General features: G+C 44.5%; 11 protein-coding genes. 4 read left to right on the forward strand and 7 right to left on the reverse strand.

The genetic code is table 11. The annotated features are described in order from the left end of the window. Positions 1-67 precede the first annotated feature (67 nt). From PYW33_RS13065 to PYW33_RS13090, 6 genes are all read right to left on the reverse strand, one after another. Positions 68-889: a TatD family hydrolase gene (locus tag PYW33_RS13065; RefSeq protein WP_004647437.1), complete on the reverse strand. Its 822-nt coding sequence runs from the start codon at positions 887-889 to the stop codon at positions 68-70. After that, on the reverse strand, positions 886-1,848 hold the full coding sequence (locus PYW33_RS13070; RefSeq protein WP_004647436.1) for an RsiV family protein: 963 nt from the start codon (positions 1,846-1,848) through the stop codon (positions 886-888). Before PYW33_RS13070 ends, PYW33_RS13065 begins: the two co-directional genes overlap by 4 nt. A gap of 44 nt (positions 1,849-1,892) precedes the next feature. Beyond that, positions 1,893-2,717 carry a hypothetical protein gene (locus tag PYW33_RS13075; protein WP_004647434.1) on the reverse strand — a complete coding sequence of 275 codons (825 nt, stop codon included), beginning with the start codon at positions 2,715-2,717 and terminating at the stop codon, positions 1,893-1,895. A gap of 111 nt (positions 2,718-2,828) precedes the next feature. Continuing rightward, the gene (locus tag PYW33_RS13080) at positions 2,829-4,421 is read right to left on the reverse strand and encodes a peptide chain release factor 3 (protein ID WP_004647433.1); all 1,593 of its coding nucleotides are present in this window, start codon (positions 4,419-4,421) and stop codon (positions 2,829-2,831) included. A 144-nt stretch (positions 4,422-4,565) separates the two neighbouring features. Beyond that, the gene (locus PYW33_RS13085; RefSeq protein ID WP_004278395.1) at positions 4,566-6,422 is read right to left on the reverse strand and encodes a putative bifunctional diguanylate cyclase/phosphodiesterase; all 1,857 of its coding nucleotides are present in this window, start codon (positions 6,420-6,422) and stop codon (positions 4,566-4,568) included. A gap of 435 nt (positions 6,423-6,857) precedes the next feature. Further along, entirely contained in the window at positions 6,858-9,044 is a 2,187-nt protein-coding gene (locus tag PYW33_RS13090; RefSeq protein ID WP_004278396.1) for a carboxy terminal-processing peptidase, read from the reverse strand. Between the two features lie 199 nt (positions 9,045-9,243). Here PYW33_RS13090 and nagZ point away from each other — a divergent pair, with 199 nt between their 5' ends. Together nagZ and PYW33_RS13100 are read left to right on the forward strand one after the other, a co-directional pair. Next, positions 9,244-10,266 carry a beta-N-acetylhexosaminidase gene (gene nagZ / locus PYW33_RS13095; protein ID WP_004278397.1) on the forward strand — a complete coding sequence of 341 codons (1,023 nt, stop codon included), beginning with the start codon at positions 9,244-9,246 and terminating at the stop codon, positions 10,264-10,266. Between the two features lie 123 nt (positions 10,267-10,389). Then, positions 10,390-11,253 (forward strand): class I SAM-dependent methyltransferase, encoded by an 864-nt coding sequence (locus PYW33_RS13100; protein ID WP_004278398.1) that lies wholly within the window; start codon positions 10,390-10,392, stop codon positions 11,251-11,253. Positions 11,254-11,280: 27 nt separating this feature from the next. Here the strand turns inward: PYW33_RS13100 and PYW33_RS13105 are convergent, their stop codons facing one another. Beyond that, positions 11,281-12,618 (reverse strand): alpha/beta fold hydrolase, encoded by a 1,338-nt coding sequence (locus PYW33_RS13105; RefSeq protein ID WP_004647432.1) that lies wholly within the window; start codon positions 12,616-12,618, stop codon positions 11,281-11,283. Positions 12,619-12,940: 322 nt separating this feature from the next. Here PYW33_RS13105 and PYW33_RS13110 point away from each other — a divergent pair, with 322 nt between their 5' ends. Together PYW33_RS13110 and PYW33_RS13115 are read left to right on the forward strand one after the other, a co-directional pair. After that, positions 12,941-14,206: a glutamate-5-semialdehyde dehydrogenase gene (locus PYW33_RS13110; protein ID WP_026055791.1), complete on the forward strand. Its 1,266-nt coding sequence runs from the start codon at positions 12,941-12,943 to the stop codon at positions 14,204-14,206. Between the two features lie 450 nt (positions 14,207-14,656). Further along, on the forward strand, positions 14,657-15,832 hold the full coding sequence (locus PYW33_RS13115; RefSeq protein ID WP_004278402.1) for an acetate/propionate family kinase: 1,176 nt from the start codon (positions 14,657-14,659) through the stop codon (positions 15,830-15,832). Positions 15,833-15,842: the final 10 nt, after the last annotated feature.

The following is a 15,842-nucleotide window of genomic DNA, read 5'->3' on the forward strand; positions in this document are numbered from 1 at the left end:
TGCATAATGCACCTTTTTTTCGATTTATGATGAACTGGGAATTTAAGACTGAGTTAAGAGTATTAACTTAAATGGTCAGATGCAGGGCCTGATGAGTATTTTGCCAGAGCTGTTCAGCCAGTTCCTCTTTGTGCATATGCAGGCTCTTTGCCAGTCCTTGCAGCACATAAGGTAAATTTGCAGGTGTATTTCGGGTACGTTGCTCGGTCGAGCTTTGACAACAGAGTGGCGTCATATCCGGACAGTCAGTTTCCAATACCAAATGTTCTGGTCCGACATACTGCACCACTTGATGCAATTTTTTGGCATTTAGATTGGTGATTTGCCCGGTGATGCCCAGTTTGAATCCCAGCTTGATAAAAGCCTTGGCTTCCTCAATCCCACCACCAAAGGCATGCGCAATGCCGCCCTGTTTAAACTGCTGCTGTTTTAAAATCTGCAAAACCTCCGCATGCGATTTGCGGATATGCAGCAAAACCGGCTTATCAAATTGCTGTGCCAGTTCAAGCTGTGCAGCAAAAAAATCTTTTTGCTTCTGAAAAATTTCCGCCTGTTTGTGCTGTTTTAAAAAGGTATCCAGACCGATTTCGCCAATGGCAATGCATGGTTCAGTTTTGAGCAGCCGTTCCAAATCGTATAGATGTTCAGCCTGATGCTGTTCAATATAAAACGGATGCAAGCCGGGTGCCAAATGGCTTTGCGGGGCATTTTCCAGATCATTGATGAAGTGATGGGTCCTTAACAAATCTTGAAAACGGTTTTGCAAAAAACCAATTAAAACCAGATGATCGACACCTACCGCTTTGGCCGTATAGGCCAACTGTTCCCGATCAGGATCAAAATCGGGAACATCAAAATGGGTATGCGTATCAAACAGTTTTAAGGTCATTTGGCTTTTGCAGCAGATGCTGGCTGTGCCTCGGAGGCAGCTTTTTCAGTTTGAGGCAGATATTCGGGTTTCAGCACACCTTGTAACTGCTCATAAGGAATCATCAGACGTGGCAAGCCAACAACATATGGCCCAATTTCATATTCGGCATACTGCAATATCAAGCCGTCTTTGCCCAGATAGAAGTTATCGGTAAGCTTGAACTTCCAGGCCTGTTCATATTCGGCGACATCTTTGGCCAGCTTGGACTCTACCACCCAGGTTTTAAACGCATCATAAGCACGCGCTTCCAGTTGGGCTTTCTGTTTGACCGCAATAATGTCATCCAGCTTGATCAGCTTTTTCTGTTCCAGATCAAAATTATAATAAGTCTGTGCAGATGCCCCGTGTGCGCCTCCCAGATAATAACTGCTGTTCAAAACTACTGTCGCTAGAGGATCACCCGAATGCAGAATCTTGGGCTTAATCATCAGGCTAATACTATGACTGGCACTCAGGGCCTTGAGCTCTTTATCCAGATTCAAGAAAGTCTGCATATAAGGTTGAGTTTGCTGCTCAAGCTGCTGTTTTGGTGTCACCACTGTTGCTAAAGCAGCTTTGGGTTCAGAGGCGGCAACGTCCGCTTCGCTGGCAGCGCTCACTTTTGCCGGTTCAATCGCATCAAGAGACAGGATATTTTTCAACTGTTGCAGAATCTGCTGGTCGATCCATTCATCAATAAAGCTCTGATTACTGTTCAGACGTTCGATCGAGATTTCCGGACAGCTTTTGTCTTCACATTCTGGAATCGCCAGCTTGAGCTTTTCGGTATCGCCGCTGAGTTTAAGTGCTTCAGCTTCGGCTTGTAGCACCTCGGAAGCACTTGATTCTTCCGGCTCATTACTCTTCGGCTGGCACGCACTCAGCAAGATCGCTGATGCCAGGATAGATAGACAAAAGATATTCTTGTATTTTGGCATTCATTCACCTTTTTGGAACCTGTAATCTCGCAGGATCATGAGCTTTAAAACATATGCTGATAGATATCAGCTTTCAAGACCTGTTGTGTTTGTTGTTTTGTTAAATAAATATCCAGTTGTTTGGCATCTTTGCTAATTTCATGGCTGCGAAAATGCAGACCAATGCCTTCCTGATCAAAGAACCAGTCAGCCTGTCCCCAATACAGTTTTTTCGGTGCTTTCTGCTGAACTTGCTGATCGTTTTCTTTGAGCCATGTCTCATAAGCTTGTTGAATAATCTGATCCATTAATAACTGTTGCTTAGGATCAATAATATCCAGTGGAGTCAGCATTTTCTGCTGGCGACGATCAGCCACAAAAAAATAATAGCGCTCATGCACGCTGACATTTTCCTGTTTGGTATCGACCCCAATCTGCATCAATACATATTGATTGCGCTGGTAGGGAATGCGGGTATATAGCGATAACTCATAAGCCTTGTTCAGATTGAGCTGCGCCTGCCAGGCATCCGATTTTTTTACATAGGCATTGATCGCCTGCTGTAAATTCATGTCCTGTTTCAACCCAATTTGATCCTGGATCACTTTGGCCTGCTGCTTTTCAATCCATTGGTTCATCCATGGATCAACCGTATGCAAGGTCTGAATATCCAGATTGATACAGTTTTTATTTTCACAAAATGGCAAGGCAATTTTAGCCGGCTGCTCTTGAATATTCAGATAAGGCAAAACATCTGCGGTCTGCTGAGCTGCGGTCATTTTCTCATTTTGCGGAGTATTAACAGGCTCTTTTTCGCTTTGATCACAGCCACTCAGGACAAGACTTAAACCAATCACAGAACCGAGGACGACTTCCTTGCTGAGCTTCATTCTCTTTGCTATATCTATCGAGTTATTAATTGCTTAAATGTAGCATAAAATAAAACAGCTTCCGGAGAAGCTGTTTGATATTTTTAAACTTTAGCTGCGGAACGTTAAAGTTTAGTGTTCACGCGTATTGTGGAACACGATGTCCGGATAACGTTCTTGCATCAGCTGCAAATTCACGCGGCTTGGTGCGAGATATGTCAAATGACCACCACCATCGACAGACAACTGGTCATGAGCTTTTTTCTTGAATTCGTTGAATTTCTTCTCATCATCGCAAGACACCCAACGTACTGTGTTGATGCTGACCGGTTCGTAAACACAATCAACTTTGTATTCTTCTTTCAGACGGTAAGCCACCACTTCAAATTGTAGCACACCTACAGCACCAACGATCAGATCGTTGTTATTCTGCGGCATAAACACCTGCGTCGCCCCTTCTTCTGAAAGCTCTTTCAGACCTTTTTGCAGCTGCTTAGATTTTAGTGGATCTTTCAAGCGGACACGACGGAACATTTCAGGGGCAAAGTGTGGAATACCGGTAAACTGAAGTTTCTCACCCGAGGTAAATGTATCCCCGATCTGGATGGTGCCATGGTTATGCAGACCGATAATATCACCTGGCCAAGCTTCTTCCAGATGCTGACGATCGCCGGCAAGGAAAGTTAAGGCATCGCTGATGCGCACATCTTTATCCAGACGTACATGCTTCATCTTCAGACCTTTTTCATACTTGCCTGAACAGATCCGCATAAAAGCAATACGGTCACGGTGTTTCGGATCCATATTGGCCTGAATTTTAAAGACAAAACCGGTGAAGCCTTCTTCATCCGCTTCTACAACACGATCTTGGGTCGGATGGGCTTTAGGAGATGGTGCATATTGACTGAAGGCATCCAGAACATGGTCGACACCAAAGTTACCCAAGGCTGTACCGAACAACACAGGCGTTTGACGACCGGCCAGGAATTCTTCACGATCTAAAGGCTCATTGGCCATTTGTACCAGTTCCAGCGATTCTTCAAATGCCGCCCAAGCCAGTTCACCCACTTTCTCACGAAGATCAGGATAGTCATAACCATCTCGCACTTCGATCTCGGTAATGACTGAACCGAAACCGGCTTTATACACGTAGAATTTTTCTTCGATTAAATTGAATACACCTGCAAAATCACGGCCTGTACCGAGCGGCCAGGTGATCGGGACACATTTAATTTTCAGAACGTTTTCGATTTCATCCAGAAGCTCAAGCGGTTCACGGATTTCACGGTCCATTTTGTTGACGAATGAGATGATCGGAGTATCGCGCATCCGACACACTTCCATCAGTTTAATGGTACGGTCTTCGACACCTTTTGCCCCGTCAATCACCATCAGCGCAGAGTCTACTGCGGTTAGGGTACGATAGGTATCTTCCGAGAAGTCTTCATGTCCCGGGGTGTCCAGAAGATTGATCATCTTGTCTTTAAAAGGGAATTGCATTACCGAGGTCGTAATCGAGATACCACGCTCTTTTTCCATTTCCATCCAGTCCGATGTTGCGGCCCGGTCAGATTTACGGCTTTTTACCATCCCGGCAACCTGAATGGCCTGACCCCATAACAGCAATTTTTCTGTCATGGTGGTTTTACCGGCATCGGGGTGGGAAATAATAGCGAACGTACGTCGCTGGGCGACTTGTGCCGCCAGTTCTTGCTTAAAGCTCATGAAATATACCTACTGCTCAATGCACAGCATTCGAGATCAAATTCGATCAATATGAAAAAAATTGGCGATATTGTAGCAGAGTTTCAGGGTGGAGTTCCGTGAGCCATGTTGTCTATCTATCCTGACGCTCAATGAATTAGAGCGCTATTCATGGAATTGTAAGTTTTCTAGTCGTTGTTCATCTCCCGGCAAGCCCAGCAAAAAGCCTTGTAACTGTTCACAACCGAGCCGGGTTAAAATTTCTGCTTGCGCTTCTGTTTCAACACCTTCGGCGGTCACCACCAAGCCCAGTTTTATGGCCAGCTGAATAATGCTTTCCAGAATCATTTCTTCTGTGGAGCCGACTGCCAGATTTTTGATAAACTCACGGTCAATTTTTAACTCATCTACGGCGAAATTCTTTAAATAGAGAAAACTGGAATGCCCTGTACCAAAATCATCAATGGCTAGACGGATGCCCATTTGTCTTAAGCGCTTAAAGCTGCGCATACTCACATCAATATGATGCATGGCAGTCGATTCAGTAATCTCGATCATTAAATGCTGAGGACTGATTTTATATTGTGCAAATAACTTTTCTAAAGTACTAAACAGATGCTTATGTTCAAATTGTACCGCAGACAAATTGACCGCGATAGGGAAAAATTCAGTATGTGTCCGTTGCCATTTTTGAATCTGCTGACAAGCCAGTTCCAATGCCCAATAGCCCATTTGAATAATCAGTCCGGTTTTTTCAGCTGCATTGATAAACAGATTCGGGCCGAGCAGCCCAAACTGGGGATGGTTCCAGCGAATTAATGCCTCTACCCCACACAAGCTACGATCCTTGGTCCAAAACTTGGGCTGATAAAACAGCACAAACTGCTGTTCTTCCACGGCTTTATATAGATCATTAATCAGGGTACTCTGACTCTTGCTTTCATCCTGATCGGTAGAGTAATTAAAGACTGAATAGGTATTGCGTCCCTGATACTTGGAACTCAGCATCGCGGCATCAGCATTGACCAGCAGATCCTGTAAATTTTTGCCGTGCTCCGGATACATGGCAATACCAATACTGCCCGAGATATGAATACTCTTGCCTTCAATCAGGAAACTTTCCTGAATCAGTTCAAGAATCTGTTCTGACATTTTTGCAGCTTTGGCGACTGAAGTATTTTCCAGTACCAGCAGAAATTCATCCCCACCGATTCTGAGCAGCTTGGAATGATGGCCTAATAACAGATGAATCCGCGTGGTCAATTGAATCAGCAACTGATCGCCGACCAGATGGCCAAACACATCATTGACTGCCTTAAAACGATCCAGATCGATATATAAAAAAGCAATTTCATGCTGCTGTTCGGACTGACCTGAAAACAGCAGATTTGCATATTCAGCCAGATACAAACGGTTAGGTAATTTGGTCAGATTGTCCTGAATGGTCTGATTTTCAATTTGTTGATTGGCCCATGCAAGCTGACGGTTGCGTAATCCCACACGCAGTTCGGACACGATGATACAAATCAGCGTTACCAGCAGCAATCCACTCATCAGTATCATGGCCAGAAATAGCTGATCATGTGCCTGAACTAATTCCGGTGACTGTTGCATATGGGCGGCAGTAAAATTGAATGACATCATGCTAATAGAGTGCATGCCAAAGATGCTGAGTGCGATCACACCTAATACGAGAACTGACCGGAAAAATGACCAGGTACTTCTGGTACTTAACCAGAGGATAAACATAGATGCAATGCATATCACCAGAACAGACAGGAGCATCAGGCCCAAATCCATCTCATATTTATTCAGCACAAAACTTGCTGTCAGCCCAATAAAATGGATCAACCATATGAATAGGCCCAATAGCATGGCGGTTAGCATTAAATTGAAGGTTTTAAAGTTTAGCTGTAAAGCGCCTGAAGCAAATTTTTTAATCCGTGCGATGAGATAGCAAGCAACCAATGCAGAAAGAATGGACCCGATGAACAGACCAATATCATGCTGAATATCAATCATAAAAAATGTTCCCCATCGGTGATCATTTTTATTATTCTCTGCACTGATATTTCCATTTTCACCCGGTCAAATTTGAACTCAGTAAAATCTCAAGACTGACTATCCATGCAAGCCAATTGGTCTGCAACAACATCAGTCTTAACTAAAATTTAGAATTTATATTTCTTTCTTTTGAAGTTGAGAATTGCCCCAAAAATAAAACTCAACAGAAAAATAAAATACAACTTATATATTAGAAGTGTTTCAAATTTAAGCAAATATTTAGCTTCATTTTTTTAGCTCATTTATTCGATCACCATCACAATTTTTTTCTTTTTATTTAGACAGATGGCACTTCATAGCAAAATTTTATTTGGATTTTTATGCAGATTTGCAAAATAAAAAAATAGCCTGTCGAAACAGGCTATTTTTATCAACGATCAATGAGGCTAAAACTTAGGGTTTTGCCTGTAATTTGGCATAGTCCAGTAACACATTTGCCGCTTCAATCACAAACGCTTCTTCTTCAGGCAGAGCCGGACGTTCTTTGGCCTTCATCTTGGCACGTGTTTCAATCAAGGCATCCAGTGAAGCCTGATAACTTTCCCAGTTTGGATAAGGTTTCAGACCTGTTGCAGCACGACGAGTGTTTTCTGCGTCCAGCGTTTTTTGCTCCATGGCAATCAACTCAGCTTTACGCTGTTGCAAGTCCAGTACCTGACGTTTCTCTTCTTCAGCTTTCTTCATCACGGCTTTACGCTGTTCTAAATACTTGAACTGAGAATCCAGTGTGACCCGTTGCTGAGAAAGTTTAGCCAATTCAGGAACGTATTTCTGTACTGCACCTTCGCGTTTAAATGGTGCCGTTGAAATAGTATCCCACTGCAGGGCATTTTTGGCCTTACGCTCACCAAACTCCTCGTTATAAATATCGACCAGTTTAATGTCCGGAACGACCCCTTTATTCTGGGTACTGCCACCGGTCACACGGTAGAATTTACGCTGCGTCAATGTCGCCTGACCATGCGCCAGACTATCCAATTGTACTTGTGCTGTACCTTTACCGGTGGTAGTACTGCCAATCACAATCCCGCGTTCATAATCCTGAATCGCAGCAGAGTAAATTTCACTGGCCGATGCAGAGGCAAGATTCACCATCACTGCCAGTGGACCTGCATAGGTTTGTGCGCCGCCATCATCATCCTCAAAGACGCTGACATTGCCATTGCCATCACGGATCTGTACCACTGGACCAGACTTGATTACCTGCCCCAACATACGTGCCACTTCTTCCAGTGAACCACCTGGGTTATTCCGCAAATCGACAATAATTCCGGCAACATTCTTCGCTGCCAGCTCTTTCAAGGCTTTGTTGGTATCTTCAGACACCGAACGATAATCGGTACCGGCACGGCGTGCGCGATAGTTCAGGTAGAACGACGGAATTTCGATCACACCATATTGATATTTCTTGCCATCGCGTTGAATGTCGACTACACGTGTACGTACACCGGCATCTTCTTCCTGAATCACGTCACGGGTAATGGTCACATTACGTGCCTGCCCCATGGCAGCACCCGCACCGAGTAAGCGTAAAGTGACTTTAGTGCCACGTTTACCGCGAATCAGACCGACAATTTCATTACTTGGCCAGCCAATGACATCGACCATTTGCTCGCCGTCTTGGGCCACACCAATGATACGATCACCTGATTTCACCTGACCGGATTTGCTGGCTGGACCACCTTCAACGATGGTTTCAATCTTGGTGTAATCTTCATTGCCACGTTCCGGGCGAATCGATACGCCGACGCCTTCCAGCTGTAAAGTCGTCTGACGATTCAGCTCCATCGCATCCACAGGCGGGAAATAATTGCTGTGCGGATCATAAGTCAGCATCATCGCGTTCAGTGTCTTGTCGAGCACATCATCACTTTTGACGCGGCTGAGACGTTCCAGCTGACGGGTATAACGCTTGGTCAAGGTTTGCGCAGGCGTTAGATCTTCAGGACCCGTGAGGTCTTGTCCATTGGCCAGTTCCGGATTGGCTTTCAGGGCTTTCTGCTTGGCCAATTCCTCTTCTTTACTAATGGTCAGATTGATCAACTGAGACACCAGCATTTTTGACCAATGCGCGCGCTGTTCAGCTTCAGTTTTAAAGAACGGTGCTTTTTCACGATCCGTTTCGATATAAACATTCGGCTGATTCAGATTTTGCGGTTTTTTCAGCTCATTCAACATATAGGTGTAGAACTGGTGCAAGCGCTGTTGATATTGCGCATGCATTTCATAAGGACCAGACAAATTGCCAGCTTTCAGATTGGCACCAAAATTGGCACCGTAGCGTTTCTTATAGTTTTCAACTTCTGGGGCCAGAAACAGACTGTGTTCCGGATCAAGACTATCAATATAGAAATCAAAAATACGCTGCGAAGTCTGGGCATCCAGACGCATATTTAAATAATGCTGACGGTCAACCAGGGTTGCCAGCTGACGTGACACCAGCGCCTGCTCTTGAGATGGCTGAATTGCTTTACTGACCACTTCATTACTATTGGCCGCAATCGCATCATTCACTACATGGGTAAAAAAGAATCCACCTGTCGCAATCGCAACTGCGCAAGCTATAGTTTGAAATTTCATAAATAATTCGTACTTCCTTGGCCTAGAGACCAATGTGACCGTGTTGCTTTTCGACCAGAATTTAACGTATTCAGCATCTTAAACAACTTAATATGTTTATGTCGTGTAGTTTTATCATATTCTGTGCTGACAAAGTGTAGCAAATCATTGCAGAATTCAGGTATTGTTTTCTCCGAAAACTCTAAAACGGATTCCGCATATGATTGGCGCATTGATGCTCGACATCGCAGGCACAACCCTCACTCAAGAAGATATTGAACTATTAAGTGCGCCGCAAGTCGGTGGAGTGATTTTATTTGGTCGCAATATTGAATCTCCGGCGCAAGTCCGTGCTTTGACCGATCATATGCGTCAGGTGCATCCTGATATTTTAATTGCGGTAGATCAGGAAGGCGGTCGTGTCCAGCGTTTAAGACAAGGCTTTACCCTGCTGCCTGCCACGGGGAAATTTGGCGAACTTTATACGCGCGATCCACAGCGTGCCCTAGAGCTGGCTGAAAAATGCGGCTGGCTGATGGCGACTGAAGTGCTGGCTGTTGGCATTGATTTCAGCTTTGCACCGGTACTGGACTTGAATGACATCAGTGATGTGATCGGTGATCGTAGCTTTGCCCAAAATATTCAGGACATTATTCCACTCGCCAGCGCATTTCTAAAAGGTATGAAACGTGCCGGTATGGCTTCAACTGGTAAACATTTCCCAGGTCATGGCTCTGTTAAAGCAGACTCGCATGTTGCTGCAGCAATTGATACGCGCTCCTATGCAGAAATCCAGCAAAAAGATATGCAAACCTTTATCCAGTTACAATCACAACTGGATGCACTGATGCCGGCTCATGTCATCTATAGCCAGGTTGATCCAAATCCGGCAGGCTTCTCAGAATTCTGGATTCAGAAAGTTTTACGTCAGGAGCTGGGCTTTGACGGTGTCCTGTTCTCGGATGATTTAAGCATGCAGGCAGCATGTGTCGCAGGCGGTGCCGATGCCCGAATTCAGGCCGCCCTTAAAGCTGGTTGTGATATGGGGCTGGTCTGCAATGATCGTGCGGCACAATGTATCGCACTGGAAGGAATTGAAAATCTGCCCCTCCCGAACCAGCAACGCCTGGAACGCATGCGCGGCAACATCCCGGACATCCAGATTGGTGACGAACTGGATCTGGGTGAAGAATGGCGCGAGATCCGTGATGAAATACTGGCGTTCAAACAGCAGATGAGCTAAAGCTTTTTAAATCCAATCAATAGGAAAAAGGGACACGACAAAGTGTTCCTTTTTAATTATAGTAATGAAAAGGTTACACAATTATTTAATCAATTTAAAAATAACAATAAGGTCAGAATAAATATGACAGACTCACTTTCGCAACATCGCCATATTTCTTTTACGGCGCACTATACCGGCTATATCTGGTATCAAATGGGGATCTCGCATCCAGCCTTTGCGACCACTAAAGGTAAAATTCTGGCCAAACTGCTTCACCCACTTGAATCCTGGGCAGAACGCCATGTCGGCGGTAGCATGCGTACGACACTTAAGCAGCGTCATCAAATGATTGATGAGCATTTGTGTCAACTAATTGAGCAACATCCACAACTTCAGGTTCTTGAAATTGCCTGCGGACTATCTCCACGCAGCTGGAATTTCAGACAGAAATTTCCAGAGATTAATTATCGTGAACTGGACCTGCCGGATATGGCCAAGATCAAGACGCAGGCTTTACAGCAAATTGATCAGCATGCACCTGAAGTCCTGACTGCCGATATTTTTAGTGAAGAACTGGACTGTATTTTTCAGATGTTTGACCGCAACCAGCCCTTAGTGGTCATTAGTGAAGGACTGATTAATTATTTTGATCAGCAGATGTTACGCATTCTGATGCAGGGTATTACAGAAAATGCGCAGTATTTCCCGGCAGTTCACTATCTCAGCGATATTTACCCCGAACCGGTGAAAAATAAACTAGCGAACTTTATCTGGAGCAGTAGCCGTCTGCTTAAATTCATGTCTCGAAGTGCGTTTACCTTTCATTTTAAATCCCCTCAAGAACTACAGCACTTTTTTCAAGATGCAGGATTTGACCAGGTTGAGGTACAACAACCACAACGTTATTTTGCCGAGCCTCATCAGCCAAACCCGACTCATGAACAGGATGAACATTTAGGTGATCTGGTCTGGATGATTCATGCCGTGAAAAAAAACAGCGTTTAAGTACGCTGTTTTTTAAAGATGATGTTTTTAAATTGCCGCATCAAATACTTCAGTTTGTGACAGTACTTTTTGCATTTGTACAAAGCGTAATAAGCGTTCTGCGACTTCAAAACTGCCATGTTTGAATAAGGCACGCAGCTGAGTATCATCCTGTTCAAAGATTAGGCATTCAATCTGAAATTCCCCTGTTTCATCTTCCAGATGCAAGGCCAAATCACGTGGATAAGTTGTTGCGCATACTGCCTGTTCTACATCTAACTCCAGCAATACCCCAAAGAAATTCATGTCCACGATCTCTGCTTTTAAAATGAGATCAGAATGACGATGACTGAGGAAACGCTGTGAATCTTGCACCTGAATCCGCTCTTCACCGCGACGTTCAAGCTGCTGTATCTGCTCAGGGCTAAACGGAATAATTCCCGGCAACTGATCGACCGGTTCATCACGTAAGAAGGTTGCAAACAGATGCATGGTTTCTTTACGACGTTGTAACTGCGGTACATGATCGGCGCCTGCAATTTGTACATACTGCATATTCGGACATTGCAGGGCAAAATTGGCATTCTCATGTGGCAAGGTAAAACTGTCATATTGCCCACATGCCACCAGCACTTTGCACTGTGGAATCGGCACATTGGTCAGACGTAATAAACGGTTGCAATTGATATCATAACGATCCTGTTCGGTGGCCGTAAATTCCGCCATCTGTTTAAAGAATAAACGCTTTGCAGTCGGTGACATCCGGGTTTCTGTTAAACGTGCATGATTGACCAGATATAAAATCACGGCCTGACCAAATTCATCCATACGCTGTTCTTTCATCAGGTGTAGGGATTCTTCCAGCAGCATTCGCCAGCTTTTACGGGTTTTCTGCATCACACCCATCAGAATCATCCGATCGACCAGTTCAGGACGCTGATCTGCCAGACAGGAAGCCACCACTGACCCCAAGGACATGCCTAGAATTGCCACTTGCGGCAGCTGCATCTGTTCCAGCCAGCGCCCCAGCATCGCAGCAAGGTCTTCAAGCTCCAGTGTTCCGGCAGACAGACCTGTGTCGACATTACTAATCTGCTGGTTGGCCCCCATGGATGGTAGGTCAATCAGAATAATGGGGCCTGCATCAAAAAGCTGTTCTACACAGTATTTGTAGGAATTAAAATTCTGAAAAGCTCCCCCAATAATCACCATGGGTCTTAAATGTAAGGTATCCGGACGGGCGATCGCCATATATTCGATTTTCCAGCCATCCATCCAGGTGGTGCGTGGTGGCTGCTTAAAACTGTGCTTATCATAAAAATCAAAAAAACCATCGTGTCTATGTTGTTCCAATACATGGGCGTCCATGTGGATAATGGAATTCATATTCCTTTTCCTCCGTCCTTGCCTTATTTTTATTGTGCAAGTCATGCTTAACAGATCTTATAATTCAGGCACATTCCGGTGTGCCTGAACACGCATCCTGCTCTTTAATAATTATAAATGACATCAATGTCGCGTGTTTCATTCTATACAGAGCTGCTTTTCACAAGCAACCGCTTCAGTGACCACTTATCTGCTTTTAAACAGAAAACATTTTCAAAATGTTTAGAAGTCTGCGAAAACGGATGATTTTTAACAGATGGGCTTCATTGTGCAGCAGCAGGCTGTTAATATCGAAATGAAATTTCTAAGTGATCAAACCGCTATGCAAGAGTCTATTGAACAATACATGCAAACGGTAGGACAGCAGGCACGCCAAGCGTCTCGCATTTTGGCTCGCGCGTCCACCCAAACTAAAAATAATGCGTTATCCGCTATTTATACGGCTTTGGAAAATAGCCAAGCTGCTATTTTGGTTGCTAACCAGAAAGATATGACTAAGGCGCATAATAACAATCTGGACCCTGCCCTGCTTGATCGCTTAGAACTCAACCCCGCGCGCTTTAAAGGTATGTTACAGGGCCTGAAAGATGTCATTGGCCTGAAAGATCCGATTGGTGAAATTAGTGGTATGGCTTATCGCCCATCCGGGATTCAACTGGGCAAGATGCGTGTGCCTTTGGGTGTGGTCGGCATGATCTACGAGTCACGTCCTAACGTCACGTTGGAGGCGGCATCACTCGCGCTCAAATCAGGCAATGCCATTATTTTACGGGGCGGCTCAGAAGCTCTGGAATCGAATCAGGCAATTGCAGTCGCGATTCAGCATGGCCTGAAAGTCGCAGGCTTGCCTGAGGCTGCCGTACAGGTGGTGAATACGACTGACCGCGCTGCAGTGGGTCAGTTGATTACCATGACCGAATATGTGGATGTGATTGTGCCTCGTGGTGGCAAGAGCCTGATCGAACGAATTACCGAGGAAGCACGCGTACCGGTCATTAAACATTTAGATGGCAACTGTCATGTGTATGTGGAAGCTCAAGCGGACTTGTTGAAAGCCTTGCCGATTGCGCTCAATGCCAAAACCCATCGCTATGGCGTATGTAATGCCATGGAAACCCTGCTGGTCGATGAAAAAGTCGCTGAAGAATTCTTGCCACGCATCGCAGAGCTATACCAAGAGAAAAAAGTCGAACTGCGTGGTTGCCGGGAAACCCAGCGTATTCTTGGAGATGCAGTCATTACAGCAACCGAAGAAGACTGGTATACCGAGTATCTGGGCCCGATTCTGGCGATCAAAGTTGTTTCTGGTATAGAAGAAGCCATTGAGCACATTAACAAATATGGCTCGCATCATACTGATTCTATTATTACGGAAAACTACAGTCTGGCACGCGAATTTCTGGCGGGTGTAGATTCAAGTTCGGTCATGATCAATGCCTCTACTCGTTTTGCAGATGGTTTTGAATATGGCTTAGGCGCAGAAATCGGGATTTCGACCGATAAAATCCATGCTCGTGGCCCAGTCGGTCTTGAAGGCCTGACTTCGCAGAAATGGATTGTCTTTGGTGATGGTCAGATTCGCCAATAAGTATTCAGATCGCTCATTTAAAACAGCCTCATGTGTGAGGCTGTTTTTTTATGGACAGATAAATTCACACTGAAATACATGGATCAGAACCTTCAGGTCATTTTATTGATGAATCTCTTTATAGAATTGTATTTAGAAACAATATTTGCCTTTTCAGGCGCTAAACTAAAAACCAATTTGTTCTAAAATTAAATTTAAGCAGAATTTAGTATTCTTATTGATCATCTCTTTAGCATCATTTTATTTATAAATGAAAACTATGAACTGATAAATTTTAGTTATTATTGTTAAATCGGTCGATAATGCTTAAGTCTAATCTGCTAAAGTCTATCTAGGACAGAAAAAAAACAAATGTTAAAACATATTCATTGATCTGGATTGCTGCTTCATTGTTCGCAATTGGGTCAAGCAAATGGACGAGAATTTTAATTAAAAATTGGGTAATCAATCGTGTCTAAGTCAGTATTAGTTATTAATTGTGGCTCTTCTTCAATCAAATTTGCATTACTTCTTGAGGAGCAGAATTTCCGTATTCATGGTTTAGCTGAGAACTTAGGCACAGAGAATGCTCGCATTAAAGGCGTGACGGTTGGCAATGAGCCGGTCGATATCCACATTCCATTTGCTGACCACAAAAAAGCACTCGAAGTGGGTCTGGAACGTCTGGCCAACTACCGTCCGGATGCGATCGGTCACCGTGTCGTACATGGTGGCAGCCTGACCAAGGCTGAACTGATCAATGACGAAATTATTGAAAAAATTCGTGAAGCAACACCGCTTGCACCATTACACAATCCGGCTCATCTGATTGGCATTGAAGCTACCAAACGTTTATTCCCGGAATTACCACAAGTTGCAGTATTTGATACTGCCTTCCATCAAACCATGCCAGCGCATGCTTATCGTTATGCCCTGCCGAAATTTTTATATACTGCTCATGGTGTGCGTCGCTATGGCTTCCACGGGACTAGTCATGCCTATGTTTCAGAACGTGGTTCTGAACTGGCAGGTAGTTTCAAACAAGGTGGCTGGTTAACTGCGCATTTAGGTAATGGTAGCTCGACCTGTGCCGTTTGGAATGGGCAAAGTGTAGATACTTCAATGGGCTTAACTCCGCTTGAAGGCATTGTTATGGGCACACGCAGTGGTGATGTCGATCCAAGCCTGCATAGTTTCTTGGCGAAAAACCTGGGTTGGGACATTTATAAAATTGACAAGATGCTGAATAGCCAAAGTGGTCTTTTGGGTCTGTCTGACCTGTCGAATGACATGCGTACCCTGATTGAAGCTTCAGAGCAAGGCAATGAAGATGCCGCACTGGCGATTGAAGTATTCTGCTACCGTTTAGCTAAGTCTCTGGCAGCGTTGAGCTGTGGTCTGCCACGTCTTGATGGTCTGTTCTTCACTGGCGGCATTGGCGAAAACTCAGCGTATATCCGCGAAAAAACCATGACTTACCTGCCTCATTTCGGTTTCAGTCTGGATAAAAATGCCAATAATGAGCTGAAACGCGGTACCGAAGGCCGAATTGATTCAGGTACAGGCCCACAAATCTGGGTGATTCCAACTGATGAAGAAGGTCGTATCGCCAAAGAGACCCGTCAGGTGCTTGCACAAATAGCTTAAACAATCATAT

Source organism: Acinetobacter lwoffii (assembly GCF_029024105.1).
Taxonomy (GTDB): domain Bacteria; phylum Pseudomonadota; class Gammaproteobacteria; order Pseudomonadales; family Moraxellaceae; genus Acinetobacter; species Acinetobacter lwoffii.

Coding starts and splice junctions, on each gene's coding strand:
- PYW33_RS13110 (WP_026055791.1), top strand. CDS start 12,941: ATGCAAGAGTCTATTGAACAATACATGCAAACGGTAGGACAGCAGGCA.
- PYW33_RS13070 (WP_004647436.1), bottom strand. CDS start 1,848: ATGCCAAAATACAAGAATATCTTTTGTCTATCTATCCTGGCATCAGCG.
- PYW33_RS13100 (WP_004278398.1), top strand. CDS start 10,390: ATGACAGACTCACTTTCGCAACATCGCCATATTTCTTTTACGGCGCAC.
- PYW33_RS13065 (WP_004647437.1), bottom strand. CDS start 889: ATGACCTTAAAACTGTTTGATACGCATACCCATTTTGATGTTCCCGAT.
- PYW33_RS13080 (WP_004647433.1), bottom strand. CDS start 4,421: ATGAGCTTTAAGCAAGAACTGGCGGCACAAGTCGCCCAGCGACGTACG.
- nagZ (WP_004278397.1), top strand. CDS start 9,244: ATGATTGGCGCATTGATGCTCGACATCGCAGGCACAACCCTCACTCAA.
- PYW33_RS13075 (WP_004647434.1), bottom strand. CDS start 2,717: ATGAAGCTCAGCAAGGAAGTCGTCCTCGGTTCTGTGATTGGTTTAAGT.
- PYW33_RS13085 (WP_004278395.1), bottom strand. CDS start 6,422: ATGATTGATATTCAGCATGATATTGGTCTGTTCATCGGGTCCATTCTT.
- PYW33_RS13105 (WP_004647432.1), bottom strand. CDS start 12,618: ATGAATTCCATTATCCACATGGACGCCCATGTATTGGAACAACATAGA.
- PYW33_RS13090 (WP_004278396.1), bottom strand. CDS start 9,044: ATGAAATTTCAAACTATAGCTTGCGCAGTTGCGATTGCGACAGGTGGA.